We start from the raw sequence: 18,369 nt of genomic DNA on the forward strand, positions 1-18,369 counted from the left end.
GGAAGTCTGGAAGACGTTGGTATCAGCGTCCTTCCCACTACAACGCACCCAGCACGGGCTGGAAGCCCGTGTCACTGACAGAGCGATCCGAGTTCCACATCAGGATGCGTGGCACACGCAATCGGTTGGCATCATGAGCACCGCCGCCAAAATCACCGCCCCCAAAGGCACCGTAGACATTCTTCCGGCCGAAGCCGCTAAGTGGCAGACCGTCGAGCGCATTGCTCGCGAGACGGCCGCCGTCTTCAACTTCGGTGAAATCCGCACCCCGATCTTCGAGCACACAGAACTCTTTCACCGCGGCGTGGGTGAAGGCAGCGATGTCGTCTCCAAGGAGACCTACACATTCAACGATCGCGGCGTACCACCGACCTCGGTCACCCTGCGTCCTGAAGGCACCGCCGGCGTCGTTCGCGCCGCAATCGAAAACGGCCTGTTGAACGATCAGGGGGCCCGGTCGAAGGTCTACTACATTGGCCCGAACTTCCGTTATGAGCGCCCTCAGAAGGGCCGCCTTCGCCAGCACCACCAGTTCGGCGCTGAAGCCTTTGGCGTCGCCGAGCCCGATCAGGATGTCGAATGCATCCTGCTTCAGATGGAGTTCTACCGCCGGTGCGGCGTGCGCGATCTGGAACTTCAGGTGAACAGCCTCGGCGATCGTGAGAGCAAGGCCCGCTACCGCGACGCGCTTGTGGCGTATTTGTCGCCGAAGAAGGACGCGTTGTCGGAAGACTCACAGCGGCGTCTGGAAGCAAATCCGCTGCGCATTCTCGATTCGAAAGACCCGCGCGATCAGGAGGCGTGCAAAGGCGCTCCCCCGGCCGCCGAAAGCCTGTCCGACAAGAGCCGGGCGCACTTCGATCGCGTACAGAAGCTACTGACCGCGTCGGCGGTACCGTTCCGCGTGAACCCGAACCTCGTCCGCGGCTTCGATTACTACACCGAAACACTGTGGGAAGTCACCGCCGGCGGATTGGGCGCACAGAACGCGATCGGTGGCGGCGGCCGATACGACAATCTCGTCGAACAGCTCGGCGGCCGTCCGACGCCCGGCGTTGGCTTCGGCAGCGGCCTCGAACGGCTGCTCCTGGCCTTGGAAGGCCAAGGCGTCACTTTGCCACTGCCGCCAAAGAAGCTCGTCTGGCTCATCGCCCATGGCGACGCGGCTCGCGATCACAACTGGAAACTGCTCGGCGACCTCCGCCAGGCCGGCGTCGTCGCCGACATGGATGCTTCTGGCCGGAGCGTCAAAGCCCAGTTCAAACAGGCCGATCGCGAGCAGGCGACGCACTGCATTGTGGTTGGTGAAGATGAATTGGCGAGCGGTACAGTGAAACTGAAGGACTCGGCGACGAGGACGGAAGTGTCGGTTCCGCGTGCGGATGTCGTGCAGAAGTTGAGTTGAGTTTCGTTCCTTCTCGGAAGGTACGCGGGCGAGGGTACGAACGTCGCGACTCTCTTTTAGCGCCATCCCCGAAGGGGTGGGCTTCGGCGCGGATCTCACAACGAGCGTCCCGTATGTTGGACGAGGACGCTTGTGGTTGTGAAGATGGATTGCGCGATTAGCGCCGAAACCCACCCCTTCGGGGATGGCGCTAAAAGCAGACTTCGTCCCGTTCCCTATACCTCTCTCCCGAGTACGGGGGAGAGCGCACCTGAAGCGGCGCGTTCCTTGACGACCTCAAATCCCCGCTTGTTCGGGTCAGGCGCATGCCCGATCCGCCGAATGATCAGCACCGACAGCATCGCCCACACCAGGCAGACGCTCAGGAACATGTACGGCGCGAAGTAGTTCGCAGGGTTCGCGGCCCCGGCGCCCATCGAGTCGACCCACGCACCCATGATCCACGGTCCCGTCGCGCCGATCGTTCCGGCGATCGAGAGGAACAGGCCGACGACCCGCCCGCGGACTTCGGGGACAACGCGTTCGAGCGTCGCCGCGTCGCTGATGGCATACGATCCGAGCTGACAGGTTTGAAAGAGGCACAGAAGGATTACCACGCCGACGATGCTGCCCGCTTGCGATGCCAGGGGAACCAGGCACGCGCCCAGCACCAAGTGTGCGATCAGCGCCGGTAACCGCCGTCGGCCGGGGCTCAGGTACACGGCCAGCGGGTTGACGATCACGCTCAGCAGCATCATGCAGCCGACGACGAGGCCGGCTTCCTTTGCGCCATAGCCGTACGCTTTCTGAAGGAAGATGCTCGCGAGCGAAAGCCCGGCGACGCCGGCGAAGTCGCGGAAGCCGAGTGTGAACGCGAGCCCGACGACCTGCCATCGTAACCGCTTGCCGAGGGTATTGGCCTTGTTGATCGGCAACGATGGTGGTTCGGGCATGGAAGCCAGGATTTCCGCGGAGGGGACGGGCAGGCCTGAGTCACCTCGTCGGCGGAAAATGCGGCTTGGCGCCTCCCTCGCGAAAATGAGGAAAATCACCCCGATAACAAGGCCGATCAGTCCCAGTTCGATCAGCGGCCGTTGCCAGTCGGCGACACTCCAGAGATGCCAGGTGGCAGACTCGGCGCGCCAGCCTGCGTATTGCGGTCCGAGGAAGAAGCCCAGGCCCGACCCTGCGCCGAGCAATCCGATCGCCATGCCCGGCGATTTGGGATAGTGGGCCGGTACCATCGCGTTGGCGGCCGGGTGGAAGAGCGAGCCGGCGATCCCGGCGACAATCGCCCAGACGATCAACCACTCGTAGGTCCGCGTCAGCCCCATCGCCAGTACCGCCAGGCCGTTGCCCAGCAGGCCGATGCCGAGCAGGACCTTTCGATTGAATCGGTCGGCGAGAATGCCGGAGACAAATGCCAGACCCCAATAGACGACGTTATAGATCGTAACCACGATCGCCGCCTGCTTGACGCCGGGCAGCTTCAGGTCGGCGACGACGAGCAGGTACAGCGGAACAATGAGCACGCTGTAGGCGTGCGTAAAGGCATGCAGACCCGTGGTTAGCACGAGTGTCAGATTCGAGCGGGTGGCGGTCGGCAGGTCGGTGTCGGTGGTCATGTCCGGTCGGCAGTTCAGAATCGGCGAAAGGGAAAGTATAGGCACAAACCCGGCGAGGACGAGATCGAGGCCAACAGAGTGTATCTATCGTTCAACAGGGGACCGATTCTCCGCTAACTTCAGGTTGTGATCATTTCTCGCATCGTCATCGTGTTGTCGTGCCTGGCGCTGGTCTCGCCCGCTGTCTCTGCTGCACCGGCAGAAGCGGGTAAGGTCAGCTTTCGAAAAGACGTCGCCCCCATCCTGCTCGCCCAGTGCCAGACCTGCCATGGTGCGGAGAAGGTGAAAGGCAAGTTCCGAGTTGACACGTTCGAACGCCTTTGGACGCCGGGCTCCAGCGGAGATGCGCCGGTCAATCCCGGTTATGCCGACAAGAGCACCCTGTACCGCCTGCTGGTGACGGCCGACGCCGACGACCGCATGCCCAAGAAGGCCGACCCGCTTCCCAAGGCGCAGATCGAGATCATTCGCAAATGGATCGACAAAGGTGCCACCTTTGACGGCCCCGACAAAACCGCGAGCGTCGCGAGCTATGTGGATGGCGGATCTCTCGATGTCGCCCCGACGGTCTATAAGCGGCCGATCCCGATCACCACGCTTGCGTTCACCGACGGCGGAAAATCCCTGCTCGCCGGCGGGTTTCATGAACTGACGCAGTGGGATCCGAAGACTGGCAAACTGGCCGGCCGAGTTCCCCTGCCCATCCAGCGGGTACAGTCGATCGCGGTGGACGGCACCAGCGGCCGAGTTGCAGTCGTCGGCGGAACGCCGGGGGTGAGTGGTGAACTGCTGTTGATCAACCCGGGCGGCCCCGGCAAATCGCTGTTGGCGATCGCCAGCCTGGTCAAGGCGTCTGACGTGATGTTGTCCGTGCGCTTCAGTCCGGACGGAAAGACGCTTGCCGCGGGCGGTGCCGACGGCAGCCTGCGGGTATTTGACGTTGCCAGCGGCAAGCTGCGATGGAGATCAGACCCGCACGCGGACTGGGTGACGGACGTCAGTTTCAGCCCCGACAACCAGTTCCTGGTGACCGCGAGCCGCGACAAGTCGTGCCGGGTGTTCGAGGTGAAAACGGGTCTGGCCGAGGCAAGTTACAACGACCACACCGAACCGGTGTTCGCGGCGGTTTTCTCTGGCGACGGCGGTCACGTCTTCACCGCAGGCCGCGATCGCCGAATCCACATGTGGGCCAGCAGCAACGGCAACGCCAAGGGCCGCACCGACGGCTTCGGCGGAGACATCGTCCGGCTGGAACGGTGCGGCGATCGGCTGTACTCCGTCTGCGCCGACGGCACGCTGCGCGAACATGCGTCCAATCAGGGCGTTGCCCCGAGCGAGAAACCCGCAACGCAGCCCGATGCCAAGAAGAAGGAACAGAAGGAGAAGCCGCAGCCGCGGGCGCTGACGCGCGAGATCAAGGCGTCCACCGAGTGGCTGTATTCAGTGACGGCGAGCGAAGAATCGGGCCTTGTCGCCGTCGGCTCGCACGACGGAAAGGTGCATGTCTACGACATCAGAAGCGGCAAGCCAGTAGCGGACTTCGTCGCCGCGCCGAAGTGAACTGGCGCTTGGTCACAGTTGAGAGTTGGGATTGGGTGGCATGGCATTAGGCGGCAGTGCCTGCCCTACCCGTCGCGACTTCGAGTACATTCCCCGCGAGCATGGACGCGCGCACGCCAGTCATCCCGGCCAACGTACCGAAAGTCCATCACCCCCGCCGTCATGCCGCCGTTCGGACGGATGACTACGTCTTCTCGCAACTGATTCCGTACATCGGGAACAAGCGCAAACTGCTGCACCTGATTGGCCAGGCGCTGGATTTCACAGGCGTGCCGAGCGAAGGAACGTTCGTCGACCTGTTTACCGGCAGCACGGTCGTCGCGCGGTGGGCGAAGCGGCGCGGATTGCGCGTGATCGCCAACGACTGGGAGCCGTACTCGCATCAGATCGCGACCGGGACCGTGACGTTGAACGCGCCGCCGGCGTTTGCGGGTGTTGCCGCGATCCTGGCCGCCGGCGGCGGGCACACGGCCGTGGGTCCTTGCAACGAGCGCGTGTCCGCGGTCTTCGGCCATCTCAACGCCTTACCGCCGGTGAGAGGATACGTCTCGACCCACCTCTGCCCCGCCGACGATGACGACTTTGATGTTACGCGCGAACGGATGTTCTTTACGCAGGCCAACGGCCGGCGGATCGACGCGATTGCCGAGGAGATCGACGCCTGGATGCGCGGTGGCGCGATCGACGCCAGCGAGCGCGCCTACCTGATGTCGGCGCTCATCTACGCCGTCAGCTATGCGAGCAATACGTCCGGCGTTTTCAAGGGGTTTCACAACGGATGGGGCGGCAAGACCGGGACGGCTCTTTACCGCATTCGCGGCAGGCTGACCCTCGCCCCGCCGGTGCTGCATGACAACCGACGACAGAACATCGCACTGCGAGAAGATGCGCAAAAGATCGCAGTCGAGATGCCGGCAATCTGCGGCGGTGTACCCGATGTCGTCTACATCGACCCGCCCTACAACCAGCACCCCTATGGGAGCAACTACCATGTGCTCAACACGATCGCGCTGTGGGACAAACCGGAACTGAGTCCGAGCATCGTCGTCGACGGAAAGGCAATGGATAAGTCCGCGATCCGGAAGGACTGGAGGACCGAGCGGCGATCGCCGTACACCTTTGCCCGCCAGGCGACGACCGCGTTCGAGAACCTTGTTGCCGCGATCGATGCCCGCTGGCTGTTGGTCAGCTACAGCACGGATGGCAACATTCCCGCGCGGCAGATGCTGGAGACGCTCAGCCGACGGGGTCGGGTGACCCTGTTCACCGAGCGATACAAGCGCTACCGCGTTAGTACGCCGCGGATGTCAGCGAAAAGCCATAACACCGAGTTCGTTGCGGCGGTGGAGGTGGGGGCGAAGTCGAACGCCGATGAGGTCAATGCGATGGCCGAACGACTGAGCTTAACGTGAACACCCCGGTACGTCGGAGGGAATTCGGCGTTCCGCGCGCGGCTTGAAGTTCGATGTTGATTCGCCTGTGATACGAGGTCCTTCGGAGTACCTCCGGATGACATTGGTACTCAATCGCTAATTGCGACCGGCCACGACGAAGACCTCGTTCCGTACCTCTGTGTTACTCCTCCTTCCCCTTACCCCGTTTGCGCACCGGGTTGGGCACGGCCTTGCTGTATTCGGCGAGATAGCCGGTGTTGACCGCCTCCCATTTGGCGACCATTTGCTTGAGCCGATCCGGCTCGGCGGCGGCGAGATCCTTCTCTTCGTTTCGGTCGGTCGCGATGTTGTAAAGCTCCCAGCGGTTGTCATCGACGACGGCCGAGACGACCTTGTAGTCGCCGACGCGCAGCGCGCGATTGCCGACATGGCTGAAGTACAGGTAGTCGCGCTCGATGGGAACATCCTTCGCCAGCGCCGGGAGCAGCGATCGGCCCGGCAGCGGTGGTGCTCCGGTCGGGCCTTCGGCCTGTCCGCCGGCCAGGGTCAGAATCGTCGGCACCAGGTCGATCACGTGCCCCACCGCATGTCGAACTTCACCGCGGGCGGCGATGCCCTTTGGCCAATGGACGATCAGCGGCGTGCTGATGCCTCCTTCGTGCACCCAGATCTTGTGGCGGCGGAATGGGGTGTTGGAGACGGTGCTGCCGCCGGGCCCTAGGCACAGGTGCGTTGCCGCCGATCCCATTGGCGCTGCAGGATCGTGCCCGTCGGCGCGAATCATCACTTCGGCGCTGGCACCATTGTCCGACAGGAAGAAGATGATCGTATTCTCCATCGCGCTCATGGCGCGAATCTGGTCCAGCACCCGGCCGATCTCACGGTCCATCCGGTCGATCATCGCGGCGTGAATCGCAAACTTCGTCGCCTGAAACTCCTTCTGCTCGGGTGTCAGGTCGTTCCAGTTGGCGGCGTAACGAAGCTCGGCCGGGCCGTAGATGTCCAGGTCGGATGCTTTGCCGCTGGGGGCGATGATCTGCGGCTCGGGCTTGGACAGGGCGCAGGTGGAGATGCCCATTTTCTGTTGCCGTTCGTAGCGCTCGGCCCGAAGAACATCCCAGCCTTTGCGGTAACGCTCGCGGTACCTGGCGATGTCTTCCGGCAGTGCCTGGATCGGAAAGTGCGGCGCCGTGAACGCGACATAGCTGAAGAACGGCTCGGCCTTGTGCTTCTGGGCGTGTTCTTTCAGGAAGTCGATCGCGTGGTCGGCGATCGCGGTGGTGGCGTAGTAGCCGCTGTCGCGGGCGACTGCCGGAAGCGGCTTGTCGTCGAGCAGGTGGTTCTTGGGGGAAAAGTATCGGCCCTGGTCGGCGAGATTGTAGGAGTGTTCGAACCCTCCGTCGGCGACGATCCTCGGCGCGTTGTTGACGTGCCATTTGCCCGAGTGGTAGCTGTGGTAGCCCAGAGGCGTCAGTCGTTGCGGCAGCAGCTTCGTCCAGGCGGGGAATGTACCGGTCTGCGGGTCCATGCCGATCTGCTGCGGGTAGTAACCCGAGAGAATCGCCGACCGCGTCGGCCAGCAGCGGGCGGTGTTGTAGAACGACGTGAACCGAACGCCGTTCGCGGCAAGCTTGTCGAGGTTCGGGGTTTCGATCTCCCCGCCATAGCACCCCACGTCCGAGTAACCCAGGTCGTCGGCGAGGATGATGACAACGTTGGGCCTGGCAGGCGACGTTTCAGCCGCGTCGGACGGCCACGTGAACACGACGGCGGTAAGAACGCAGACGACGGCACAGGCGGTTCGAAGCATCAGATCTCCTGGGTTGGGTTCGGCCCCCCAGATACGATCGAGCCGCCGATGTATTTCGTGAACGCGAACTTCCCGGCCAAACCGGACAGGTGCCGGCACCAATTTCGGGCAATTCTTCGAAGTCGCCAAAGGGGGTTGCCGATAGAAGGCGTGGAGTACGTCCTTTTTCCGAAACGAGCAGGCCCCCATGGACCTCGTCAGCGCACTGTCATCCATCTCTCAGGCCCAGACCGGGCAGGCGATCCAGACCAAGGTTGCGCAGAAGGTGATGGACAGCCAGCGCCAGGAGGGCGAGGCAGCCCTTCAGTTGCTCGCCGCCGCCGCCCAGACGTCGGGGGCCGGTGACGAACTGACCGCCAAGGCGACAGGCCTCGGCGGTCAGATCGACGTCTTCGGCTAGTTCATTGTCCGCCCCACACCATCGCCGCGGGCTCTCCGCACCGCATCCCTGTTTACGCCATGCCCACGCAAGCTTCGTTCGCAGTGGCGTAGAGGTCGAAATCCGGCTCCCCAGTAATCTCCCGAAAGACTTCACGAACCTGACGGTGCCCGGTACGGAGCAGGAAATTGCTGTTCGTGCCGAAGCTCTTGTGACCCAGCAGGTAGTAGTCCGATCCCACGCTCGGAACGGTCGGAGGTCCCTGCAAGGCATTGGTGTGTGAACTCGAATCGACCGACAGGTCGTTCGTGCCCAGAGCCGCTTCGGTAGCGTGGAAATCCGCGTACGCGGGGGTGACGCCGAGGGGTTCGTGAATCATCTCGTCCGGTCGGAAGCCGACTGCTGCGATCATCTCATCGACATGCCGTTCGACGACCCCATCGCGACCGCTCAGCCAAGCCGTCAATCCGTGGGACGCATCTAGGCGATCGACGGTGGCGTTTTCATGAACGTCGAGCCAGGCGGGCGGACGGGCCAGTAGTCGAAGGGCGGCTTCGGCGAGGGCCCGTCGGGCGGGTAGTGGGTCTTCGTCGGCCAGGCTCAGCACTTCGCCCCACCGCCGCACAACCCAGGTGACGCGGGTCATCGGCGATTCGGCCGCCAGAGTTGCCAGGTGCTGCAGGACGGTCAGTGCGGACGTGCCGGCACCGACCAGCATGGTCCGGCGGTTTTCGAAAGACGCGCGGTCGGCACCCAGCACATCGGGGACGGTGTACCAGATCGCCGACTTGACTCCCGCTTCGCCCACCGCCGGGACACCGCCCCGCCCTGCCCAGCGGCGATTGCCGTAGGTGCCCGAGCAATCCAGCACATAGTCGGCGTGGTCGATCTGCTCGATCCCGTAGCGATCGCAGACGAGCAGTCGAAAGCGGCCGCTGCGGCGGCGGTTGCCGGGCGTTGTGTCGGGCTCTTCATGGCCGACCGCCAGAACGCGAAAGCCGGTGTCGATGCAGCCTTGCAGCAGATCCGACTCGGCCAGGGGAAGCAGGTACTGATCGACGAACTCCTGTCCGGTCGGGCAGGCGTTGGAGGCAAACAACGGATCGTTGCCCAGCGTCGCACGCCCCAGCGGCGTCGTGTTCAGATGCCATGGCGTGAACATTCGCACGAATCCCCACGACGCTACGCTCGCTCCGATGTCCTTGCGTTCGGCGAGCACCACATCAAGCCCGGCGGCTCTGCCGTAGGCGGCCGCCTCCAGGCCGATCGGGCCGCCTCCAATAATGAAGATCCTCTGACCTGTACCCATGGCAGTCACCTCGGGATGAGCGATTGGTTATGGGTCTGGACGAGCCAGAAGGCTTGAAGGGTTTCACCTCGGCCATGTTTCTGAGCCGGAGCCGCTCGGGGAATGCAGCGGCCCGGTGAATCACCGAGGAAGACTCTGTTTTTTACCTATCTCGGGCTTAACCGCTGCCAGTTACATGCCGATGTTTCAGTGCGTGGGCCTTACCAGTTCTCAACAGGAGATGAGATGAATCTGACGTCTGTTCTGAAGCGGATGTGCAATGATGAAAAGGGTGGCGAGGTGCTCGAATACGCGCTGATCGCCGGCCTCATCGTCGTGGCAGCCATCGCTGCGATCAAGGGTGTAGGGAGCAAGGTTCTGGCCCGCTGGACCTCGCTGAACTCCAGCATGTAAAGCGCCGTCGCAGGCTCGATGGGGGTGACACGCGGCCGCTTCCGGCTACACTGCCCGGACGATGCGCGCCTTGGTCTTCGACAGCCGGCTTTCGTTCCAGCCCCGCCAGTCGGAGCCCCTGCACTCTTTGGGCGACAGCCTCATCCGCGTCCGACAGGCCGGCATCTGCTCGACCGACCTCGAGATCACACGCGGCTACATGGGTTACAAGGGGATCTTGGGTCACGAGTTCGTCGGGGACGTGGTCGATTCCGCCGACCGGCAGTTGATCGGCAAGCGGGTCGTCGGCGAGATCAACGTGGTTTGCGGCCGCTGTGACCTTTGTCTTTCCGGATTGAGCACCCATTGCAGAAACCGATCGGTACTGGGCATTCTGAACCACGACGGGGCGTTCGCCGACTACGTGCGACTTCCCTCGGCGAATCTGCACGTCCTGCCTGATACCGTTGACGACGATCAGGCTGTTTTCGTCGAACCGCTCGCCGCCGCCTACCAGGTGGTCAAACAAATCAAGCTCGACAGCAACAAGTGGGTCACCGTTCTGGGCGACGGCCGGCTCGGACTGCTGGTCGCACAGGCCCTTCGGGAGACCGGGGCGCCGGTGCGTGTCATCGGCAAGCACCCTGACAAGCTGGCACTGTGTGAAAAGTGGTCGATCCGAAGCCGCCCGCTGGCGGACATCGTCCCTCGTCACGACCAGGACGTGGTCGTCGACTGCACCGGGTCTGCCGGCGGATTCGAGCTGGCCATGCAGATGGTCCGCCCGCGGGGGACCATCGTGCTCAAGAGCACTGTCGCGCAGGGCAAGCCGCTGAATCTTGCGCCACTGGTGATCGACGAAGTGAATGTCGTCGGCAGCCGCTGTGGACCGTTTCGCGAGGCGATTCGCGCCCTCGGCGAGAAGCGAATCGACGTCGCGAGCCTGATTCATCGGCGAATGAAACTCGATCAGGGCGTCGCCGCGATGGAGTTAGCCGGTCGACCGGGTGTTCTGAAGGTGCTGTTGTCCATGGACTGAGGCAGGCAATCTTCGGAGCTTTGGTGGTCGACAGTTGGCCCGATGCTTGCGACTGGCGACAATGGTGCGGGTTGCAACGTCAGTTTTCGTCCGGGAGAGTGCCGCAAATGACCGAACTTGCCCCGATCGCAGCAGCCTGGGTTCGCCGTCTGGCCTCGGCTTCGATTGCTCTTTCTGTGTTGTTTCATGTCGGTTGTACATCACTTCCGGGCTCGAGCCAGTGTGACACCCCGCAGTGGGACCCTCCCGCAGCAGAACTCAGACGGCTCGTGCCGCGTGGAGACAGCAGCAATGCGCTGATGGTGGTCATTCCGTTCGGCCCGAAAGGTCTGACCTGCAACCCCCGCGCGGTCGCCGGCCTGGAAGCGATGGTCCGCGATGGTGGATACACGGACGTTTACGTGCTTTGCCCCGGGTGGCATGACGGATGGCAGTCCGCCATCGGTTGGATGGATGCCTTTGCCGCCGGTTACGAGCGCGCCCGGACCTGGGCCGGAGACGCCACGACCCGGCCCGCGGCCTACAAACCACTTTATGTCGGCGTCGTCTGGCCCGGTGAAGTCTTTAACCGAGCCTATCCCGCGTTCGGCAGCGAGGCGCGGCGATCGCCAATGCGGCCGGACGTGGATCGTTCAGCGATGCTGAGCGTGCTGACGACGGACCCCAGCGAAGAGTCCGTTCAGCGGCTGATCCAGGCGCTGCGCGATCGAGGGCATGACCTGCGGGCGACGCGCCTCGAGAAGATGCTGGCCAGCCCGCTCGGCCCCACCCCGCCGGAGCAGATCGACCTTGCCGACTGTCTTTTGCCGCTGTTCGGCCCGGAGGACGAGCCGTCGGTGCCTGGTTTGCGTTACGCCGTCACTGCCGGAAGTCCGCCGGTGAGGCGGACGGTCGAAGCGAGCCGTTTCGGCCTGATCGGCATCTCGGCGACGCCGTTGCCACCGATGTCGGCGATCGAACTGCTGGAGGTCTGGAAAGATGCGCTTCGGACCGTTGCGGTCACCGTGAAACGCCCGACCACCGACGGTACTGCGGCGAAGGACAATGCCGCGGAGTACGGACTGAATGTCCTGGAGCTGCGCCGGTGGGCGATCCGGTCCGCGGATTTAAGGGTCATCAACGATCGGGCCTACCGGTTGGGGCGGTCGGGCCTGCGTGACCTGATGGACCGGGTTCGGCTCACGAACGGACCGCGCGTACACGTCGTGGCGCATTCGTTCGGCGCCGGGGCGGCGCTGGCGGCACTAACGCCGGCCGCGGACGAAGCGGCAGGTACGCCGGAGCGGGCATCAGCACCGTCGGCGACCTGGCCATCAACGGCCCCCGCCGTCAGCCCCGATGCCGTCGTCGGGCCCGCGCCGCGGCTTGTGGATTCGCTCTTGCTGCTGAGTCCATTGGTCAACCACTGGGCTATGGGCGGAGCGCCGCCGATCGATTCGGCCGTGCCGCCGAAATTGCAGAGTGCCGCGGCACCCGGCGCGTTTCACTCGATCGCGACCGGACGCATGGTTCGGTCGGTCGTAGTCGTCTACAGCTCGCGGGACTGGTTCGCGACTTCCTATGCGCCATTGGCGACGCGACGCCCGACGTTCGAGGGCATGGCGTCGGCGGACAGCTGGTCTGGCCCGGGCAATGGCTTTGCGACGATGGGCGGCGTCGGACCCAACGGCATCGATCCGCCTCCGTATCGCGAGGGTCTGATCGCTCCCGGTGCCGGACCGCAGGCCACACTCCGATACAACTTCCCTGGCTCCTCAGCGACAGTGGTCGCGATCGACGCGTCGGCATCGCTCACCAATCATGGCGAAGCGAATGATCGCACCATCTGGTGGCTCTTTGCCAATCAGGTTGAAGCGAGTAGATCGCCCCGGCTCGGTGCTCAAACGCCGCCGGGCGTCAATCCCCGCGCCCAAGTTTCACCTTGATCGTTTCGATCTTGCCGTCGCGAAGCACCTCCAGTTCGATCGAGTCATCGGGGCGGAACTTCTGAAGCCCGGAGTAGACGTCGTCCGGCGTTCGCACCCGTCGACCACCCGCCTTCTGGATCACATCGCCGATCGTGATCTGGCCGTTCTCGTCCTGCGCCGCGCCGCGCAGGCCGGCGGCTTCGGCCCCGCTGCCGGGAGTGACACCCAGCACAAACGCGCCCTCTTTGCCCGTGCGCTTGGCGAGCAGTTCATTCACCCTGGCATCCATCGCGACGCCGAGCACCGGCGGTGTGTACTTGCCGGTAAGAATGATTTCCTCGACGACCCGCTTGACCGTATCGATCGGGACGGCAAACCCGATCCCAGCGCTTGACCCTGTAGGACTGTAGATCGCCGTGTTCACGCCGATGAGCCTGTTGGAGCTGTCGAGCAGCGGGCCGCCGGAGTTGCCGGGATTGATCGCCGCGTCGGTCTGGATGACTTCTTCGATCGGACGGCCCGTCGGGCTCTGGATCGTGCGGCCCAGCGCCGACACGATACCGGTGGTCAACGTCTGATCGAGGCCGAACGGGTTTCCGATCGCGAAGACCTTTTGACCGACCTGCAGATCATGGCTCGTGCCGACACGGATGGGCGGCAACTTGGCCGCCGGCGCATCAATGCTCAGCACTGCCACGTCATGGAGTGCCGAGACGCCGACCAGCTTCGCCGTGTAGGTGCCGTGATCCGACAGCGTGACCTTTGCGCCGTTGGCGCGTTGAACGACGTGATAGTTGGTGACGATGTGGCCGGCGCTGTCCCAGACGAATCCCGAGCCGCTGCCGGCCGGAATCTCCATCACGTTACGCGTCCGGAAGTCCATCCGCTGTTGCAGCGTCGTGATGTAGACGACCGAAGGACTTGCGGCTTTGAACAGGTCGATGGTGGACCGCTCGTCGGCGGCAAGTTCGCCGGCGGGGGTGACCTTCCGCGATTCGACCGCCGGCGGGCGATCGGGTGACGTCAGACGCCAGATCACGCTGGTCACCATCACACTCAGGAACGCCACGATCGCCAGCAGCGGCAGGATGGACCGCCGCGGCTCTCGAAAGCGCGTAGAGGTCGGGCCAGCAACAGGAACAGGGCGGCCGGTGGCGGACGGGTAAACGAAGAACTCCGGGGCATCGGGCTCGCGGCTCATATCCGAAGTTTAGCACCGCAACGGGCTTGTCGGCACGCGCCCGGCGCGTTGCGCCCGAAACCCTGAGTCGCGGCGGATCCCGCCGGCGCGTCGTAAGCGGCGGCGGATCGCCTAAGATGCCGCCATGACGATCACCCTGATCATTCTTGGTCTGATCGCGCTGGTCTGGATCGGCTTGTACCTGAGTCCCGTTCACCGTTCGACCTTTACCGAGCCCCTTGACGCAGACGCGGGCGAAGGGGCGTTGGACGGTACGCAGCCTCCGGTGACGCTGATCGCCCCGGCGCGAAACGAGTCGGCCGTTCTGCCGCGGACCGTGCCGACCTATTGCCGTCAGGAATACACCCGTCTCCGCGTGTTGATCGTCGATGATCAGAGCGACGACACCACGCCTACCGTGCTGACAGAACTTTCGCGCGTGCACCCGGAGCTCATCCACATGCGGACAACGGAGCGGCCTGCCGGCTGGATGGGCAAATCCTGGGCGGTGGCGTCGGGGGTGACGTTCGCGCGGGGCCTGCCGTCGGTCGCGTTGGACACAACGCCCGAGCAGGCGGCCGAGGAAATCTACTGCTTCACCGACGCCGACTGCGCTTTCCATCCCCGCGCGCTCGCGACGGCTGTGCGAGTCATGCGGGAGCAGAACGCGGACATGCTTAGCGTGCTGCCACACATGGTGCTGGGACACTGGAGCGAGAAAATCGGACTACCCGCGCTGCTGACGACGCTCGGAATGGTGTTCCCCCTCGGCAGCGTGAACAACCCGGCCAGCTCCATCGCGCTGGCGGCCGGGGGATTCATCCTGATTCGCAGATCCGCGTACGAGAAAGTCGGCGGGCACGAATCGGTGCGGTCGCACATTGTGGAAGACGTGCAGCTGGCGCGACGGGCCAAGTCCATGGGCGTGCGGCTTCACACCCGGCTGACCCGGAACCTCGTGACCACCCACATGTATGAAGACTGGAACGACCTCTGGGAAGGTCTGGCGAAGAACGCCTACGCGGGCATGGACTATCAGCCTCGTAAGTTCTGGGTCGGACTAATCGTGGGCATGATGGTGGCGGTGTTGCCGCCGGTATATATGGTCGCGACGCTGATATGGGTCATCGCCGCTCCGTCGCCCGCGGGCTGGACGGCGTTGGCGCTGTCCGCGGCGATCGTCGCGGCACAGGCGGCGATTCACGCCCGCACCATCCGCCACATGGGATTGCCGCTCTACCACGCGGTGCTGATGCCGGTGAGCATTGCGCTTTACCAGGCGATCGCGGCTTCGTCGGCGTTCCAGTACCACTATCGCGGTGGCAACCTCTGGAAGGGCCGTCGCGTCGGCGGGCCGGCCGTTACCGAGCCCCAGCCCCCCGGTTGAGCGACTGGGTCTGATCGACGGTCCTTACGCGGCCTTTTCCAGCGGGGCTTCGGGCACGTTCTCGAGCGTGACTTCGCGCGGCATCACCTTGCGATAGCCGAGCTGCCGCAGCACTTCGAGAATCTCCGTCCAGGTCGGATAGAGCTTCTTGTTGACCTTCTTGTACGCTTCGACGGCCATCACGAACTCGAACTGGTCACTGTGCATCTCGCCCTCCTCGGCGCTACGACGGTCATCACTACGACGAATCCCCGCGCCGCGACGGCGTTCCAGGCCGGTCTCGTCGCGACGGCTCTTCACCCGCCGCTCAGGGCCGGTATAGCCCGCTTCATCACGCGACTTCTGACGCCGGTCGAGGCCCGTACGCCGGTCCACCTCGCTCTGGCGTCGTTCGGTTTCCCCCGCCGCCTTGAGCGGTTCGACCACAAGGTCGGTTTGGGGATCGACCATCGACAACTTATCTGCTGATTCCTGGCTCATGGCATTTCTCCTGAACGGGCTCCAACATCGCTCCGTTAAGCTCCACAAGCATCATCGAGTGCATTGGCCGACCGCTTTAGCGCCAGGTCGTATAAAACCGGGAACCCCTGTACTGACGTAAAATCGAGTCCGATAAAACTGGCGGTGCTCACCCACGCCGCGGTCGTCGGGTCGCTGGCATCACTGCAATCGCATTAAACGGCGCAGTGTCCGCGCCGCTCGAAGGCACCGCTGCTATTCGCGAGGCGTGCTGACCATCGGAAGGATGCTCGCCGGGCCGTTGCGGCCTGGCGGAATGACATCCTGCTGGATGGCGCTGGCGGACCGGTTCTGCTCCGTCGGCCGAAGCAGCGTGATCTTTCGACCGGTGTGCTCGGCAACGTAGATGTAGCCCGTCGCCGGCGAGACGCACAGGTCGACCGGATCGTGAAAGTGCGTGAAGCCGTCCAGGTTGGTGACGAAGTGGCGAATGTCGCCGTCGTCGCCGGGTGTCAGAGCGATGATGTCTTTGCCGCCGGAGAACCGCACGACGAGCACTTTGCCCCGCAGCGCCGGAAACGCCTGGCCGCGGTACTCGGTCATGCCGCACGGCGAAAGGTTCTTGCCGAAGTCGAACGAAGGGAATCGGTAGTTGCGGTCGGGCACGACGCCGACGGGATACTCCGCCACCTCGCAGGCATCGATGGCTGCGGTGGGATTGCCGCCGTTCATCACGAACTCGGCACGCAGTGGGTTGGGGTGCCCGTAGTAGCCGCCTGATTCCAGGCGCAGCAGGTAGTCGTTCTGGGTGCCGACCTCCTTGAGGCCGGGAACGGTCGGGCCGTCATAGCCGCCCGCGGCGGCCTGATCGAATCGTCGCACGTCGCTGGGTCCGCCGGCGGGCGTGTTGCCGCCGCGGGCAGAGCCGTTGAGCGTGGCATAGAACCGCCCGTTGCTATGGAACAGCAGGTCGTAACAGTTGCGGGTTCCCGTGGCGACGATCGTCAACGGAGCGCCGTCGGCGAACGGATCGTAGTTCACTTCCGCGCCTGCGGTTTGCGAGTTCAGCGGGAGCGACGACAGACGCTTCATGTCGAGTCGCATCACGCATGCCGTCAGCAAGCGCTCCGGACGGTATCCCCATTCGTGGTCGGCTTCACCCATCGCCGTGTTGCTGGCCTGCGCGAAGTACATCGCGCCGTCCGGACCGAAACTGATCTGCCCCGTCGTGTGATCGTGCCGCGCCCTGGGCAGGCCGACGACGATGTCCTGATAGTTCTCGAGGTTCGGGCCCGACAGGCGGCTGATTTTGCCGCTCCAGTCGGGGATGACCTTCTTGCTCATGCCGTGAGGCGTACCGGCCTTGCTGCGGACGTTGTCCCCTTCGGGCATCCGATCGAACGGGAATGTGCCGTGAGCGACATAGATGATCGGGTTGTCGCGCGTGGCGGCGGGGTCGAACGTCAGGCCCGTCATGATGCGCGGGCCCTGATTGGCCGCCAGCACGGTCGTGATGACCTTCGGAGCCGACAGCGACCCGTCTGCTGCGACATCAAATCGCACCACCTGACCTGCGATCGTGCTCGCGTAGAGCCGTTCGTCCGGCCCAAAAGCAAGCCCCGTATACCAGTTGCCCGCCGAGAGCGGCTGTTCCACCTTCACGGCTGCGGCTGGGAACTCGCTGTAAACCGTGCCCGCAGCGGTCGAGAACGTGGTGCTGTGCTGCTCGAACGACGCGCCTCCCGTATCTTTCAAGGCAGGCAGCACTTCGAACGTGTAGAGTGCGTTGAGTTCCAGCGGCTTGAGCGGACGGAGCACAATCGCATCTCCCCCGCCGCTCGTATTGACCAGCGCAGGGACCTTCTCGCGTGCGTTGCCCTTTAGAAGCATCACGCCGTTTTCCAGCGTCTTACGGTCGATGACCTTCCCCTTGTTGGGAAGCCTGACGTCGGCGGCGATGAAGGCGTCCGGCGGCACGCCTCCGGTCATGTCTGCCGGGCGCACCGCGACGACCGTCGGCTTGCTAAGATAGACCGGACTTTCCGGGAAGATCACCCGGAGCATTGCAGTTTTGTATCCACGCCCCTTGGCCCAGACGGCGGCACTTACTCCGACCGCCAGGAGCAGCAGAACCACGCCCAGGCGAAGCCAGCGGGACGACCGTCGACACGACTGTGTCCCCCGCTGCGCGTAGTCGGGGTGATGGACCGAGGTTGCCTTGTTGTCTTTCATCAGGCCAAACGTCCTTCCCAGGCGGCAGCATTCTCGCCGCCATGGGGATTACAAGTCGGCGAAGCACTAACAACGCGTAGCGGCGCTTCCGGTCAAGTCGCCGGAAGAAGCCCACTCCCGTTGGTATCGGCCTCTGAAGGCACAAGCTTGTCCGCAGGCCGAACCTCAAGCCGTGCGGGCGAAATCAATCCACCCCAAGCTGACGCCTTGCCCCGTTCACCGGGCCTACGCGGCGTCCAATAATTACACACCGACACCTATTCTACACTCTAGACCGCGTCGGGCGAGCCGACAGATCGGAAGACGCAGCCAGAGCACCTGCAAACCCCTTG

General features: G+C 63.9%; 14 protein-coding genes. 8 read left to right on the forward strand and 6 right to left on the reverse strand.

Features of this window, described 5'->3' with window-relative positions; all coding sequences use genetic code 11:
• Positions 1–133: 133 nt before the first annotated feature.
• Positions 134–1,405, forward strand: a complete 1,272-nt coding sequence (hisS, locus tag IPV69_RS04090; protein ID WP_206293643.1) for a histidine--tRNA ligase — start codon at positions 134–136, stop codon at positions 1,403–1,405.
• A gap of 215 nt (positions 1,406–1,620) precedes the next feature.
• On the opposite strand, the gene IPV69_RS04095 is transcribed toward hisS, so the two are convergent.
• The gene (locus IPV69_RS04095) at positions 1,621–3,009 is read right to left on the reverse strand and encodes an MFS transporter (protein WP_206293644.1); all 1,389 of its coding nucleotides are present in this window, start codon (positions 3,007–3,009) and stop codon (positions 1,621–1,623) included.
• A gap of 126 nt (positions 3,010–3,135) precedes the next feature.
• Between IPV69_RS04095 and IPV69_RS04100 the strand changes: the two genes are divergently transcribed.
• A complete protein-coding gene (locus tag IPV69_RS04100) occupies positions 3,136–4,569 on the forward strand; it encodes a c-type cytochrome domain-containing protein (protein ID WP_206293645.1) in 1,434 nt (477 codons plus the stop codon).
• Positions 4,570–4,670: 101 nt separating this feature from the next.
• Positions 4,671–5,981 (forward strand): DNA adenine methylase, encoded by a 1,311-nt coding sequence (locus tag IPV69_RS04105; RefSeq protein ID WP_206293646.1) that lies wholly within the window; start codon positions 4,671–4,673, stop codon positions 5,979–5,981.
• Positions 5,982–6,144: 163 nt separating this feature from the next.
• On the opposite strand, the gene IPV69_RS04110 is transcribed toward IPV69_RS04105, so the two are convergent.
• Complete coding sequence (locus IPV69_RS04110; protein WP_206293647.1) at positions 6,145–7,773, reverse strand: arylsulfatase; 1,629 nt, start codon at positions 7,771–7,773, stop codon at positions 6,145–6,147.
• A 187-nt stretch (positions 7,774–7,960) separates the two neighbouring features.
• Between IPV69_RS04110 and IPV69_RS04115 the strand changes: the two genes are divergently transcribed.
• Positions 7,961–8,173: a hypothetical protein gene (locus tag IPV69_RS04115; RefSeq protein WP_206293648.1), complete on the forward strand. Its 213-nt coding sequence runs from the start codon at positions 7,961–7,963 to the stop codon at positions 8,171–8,173.
• 52 nt (positions 8,174–8,225) lie between these two features.
• On the opposite strand, the gene IPV69_RS04120 is transcribed toward IPV69_RS04115, so the two are convergent.
• A complete protein-coding gene (locus IPV69_RS04120; RefSeq protein ID WP_206293649.1) occupies positions 8,226–9,461 on the reverse strand; it encodes a hypothetical protein in 1,236 nt (411 codons plus the stop codon).
• Positions 9,462–9,686: 225 nt separating this feature from the next.
• On the opposite strand from IPV69_RS04120, the gene IPV69_RS04125 reads away from it, so the two are divergent.
• The 3 genes from IPV69_RS04125 (at position 9,687) to IPV69_RS04135 (ending at position 12,797) form a co-directional block, all read left to right on the forward strand.
• Complete coding sequence (locus IPV69_RS04125) at positions 9,687–9,854, forward strand: Flp family type IVb pilin (protein ID WP_206293650.1); 168 nt, start codon at positions 9,687–9,689, stop codon at positions 9,852–9,854.
• Between the two features lie 61 nt (positions 9,855–9,915).
• Positions 9,916–10,872, forward strand: a complete 957-nt coding sequence (locus IPV69_RS04130; RefSeq protein ID WP_206293651.1) for an MDR/zinc-dependent alcohol dehydrogenase-like family protein — start codon at positions 9,916–9,918, stop codon at positions 10,870–10,872.
• A 269-nt stretch (positions 10,873–11,141) separates the two neighbouring features.
• Positions 11,142–12,797 carry a hypothetical protein gene (locus IPV69_RS04135; protein ID WP_206293652.1) on the forward strand — a complete coding sequence of 552 codons (1,656 nt, stop codon included), beginning with the start codon at positions 11,142–11,144 and terminating at the stop codon, positions 12,795–12,797.
• Here IPV69_RS04135 and IPV69_RS04140 read toward each other — a convergent pair.
• Positions 12,769–13,980, reverse strand: a complete 1,212-nt coding sequence (locus tag IPV69_RS04140) for a S1C family serine protease (RefSeq protein WP_206293653.1) — start codon at positions 13,978–13,980, stop codon at positions 12,769–12,771. The genes IPV69_RS04135 and IPV69_RS04140 overlap by 29 nt on opposite strands.
• A gap of 124 nt (positions 13,981–14,104) precedes the next feature.
• On the opposite strand from IPV69_RS04140, the gene IPV69_RS04145 reads away from it, so the two are divergent.
• Positions 14,105–15,346, forward strand: a complete 1,242-nt coding sequence (locus tag IPV69_RS04145; RefSeq protein WP_206293654.1) for a glycosyltransferase — start codon at positions 14,105–14,107, stop codon at positions 15,344–15,346.
• 24 nt (positions 15,347–15,370) lie between these two features.
• On the opposite strand, the gene IPV69_RS04150 is transcribed toward IPV69_RS04145, so the two are convergent.
• Positions 15,371–15,826, reverse strand: a complete 456-nt coding sequence (locus tag IPV69_RS04150) for a hypothetical protein (RefSeq protein WP_206293655.1) — start codon at positions 15,824–15,826, stop codon at positions 15,371–15,373.
• 234 nt (positions 15,827–16,060) lie between these two features.
• Positions 16,061–18,037 (reverse strand): Ig-like domain-containing protein, encoded by a 1,977-nt coding sequence (locus tag IPV69_RS04155; protein WP_206293656.1) that lies wholly within the window; start codon positions 18,035–18,037, stop codon positions 16,061–16,063.
• Positions 18,038–18,369 lie beyond the last annotated feature (332 nt).

The organism is Humisphaera borealis, assembly GCF_015169395.1.
In the GTDB taxonomy this organism is placed as follows: Bacteria; Planctomycetota; Phycisphaerae; order Tepidisphaerales; family Tepidisphaeraceae; genus Humisphaera; species Humisphaera borealis.

Coding starts and splice junctions, on each gene's coding strand:
- hisS (WP_206293643.1), top strand. CDS start 134: ATGAGCACCGCCGCCAAAATCACCGCCCCCAAAGGCACCGTAGACATT.
- IPV69_RS04095 (WP_206293644.1), bottom strand. CDS start 3,009: ATGACCACCGACACCGACCTGCCGACCGCCACCCGCTCGAATCTGACA.
- IPV69_RS04105 (WP_206293646.1), top strand. CDS start 4,671: ATGGACGCGCGCACGCCAGTCATCCCGGCCAACGTACCGAAAGTCCAT.
- IPV69_RS04110 (WP_206293647.1), bottom strand. CDS start 7,773: ATGCTTCGAACCGCCTGTGCCGTCGTCTGCGTTCTTACCGCCGTCGTG.
- IPV69_RS04115 (WP_206293648.1), top strand. CDS start 7,961: ATGGACCTCGTCAGCGCACTGTCATCCATCTCTCAGGCCCAGACCGGG.
- IPV69_RS04120 (WP_206293649.1), bottom strand. CDS start 9,461: ATGGGTACAGGTCAGAGGATCTTCATTATTGGAGGCGGCCCGATCGGC.
- IPV69_RS04125 (WP_206293650.1), top strand. CDS start 9,687: ATGAATCTGACGTCTGTTCTGAAGCGGATGTGCAATGATGAAAAGGGT.
- IPV69_RS04130 (WP_206293651.1), top strand. CDS start 9,916: ATGCGCGCCTTGGTCTTCGACAGCCGGCTTTCGTTCCAGCCCCGCCAG.
- IPV69_RS04140 (WP_206293653.1), bottom strand. CDS start 13,980: ATGAGCCGCGAGCCCGATGCCCCGGAGTTCTTCGTTTACCCGTCCGCC.
- IPV69_RS04145 (WP_206293654.1), top strand. CDS start 14,105: ATGACGATCACCCTGATCATTCTTGGTCTGATCGCGCTGGTCTGGATC.
- IPV69_RS04150 (WP_206293655.1), bottom strand. CDS start 15,826: ATGAGCCAGGAATCAGCAGATAAGTTGTCGATGGTCGATCCCCAAACC.
- IPV69_RS04155 (WP_206293656.1), bottom strand. CDS start 18,037: ATGAAAGACAACAAGGCAACCTCGGTCCATCACCCCGACTACGCGCAG.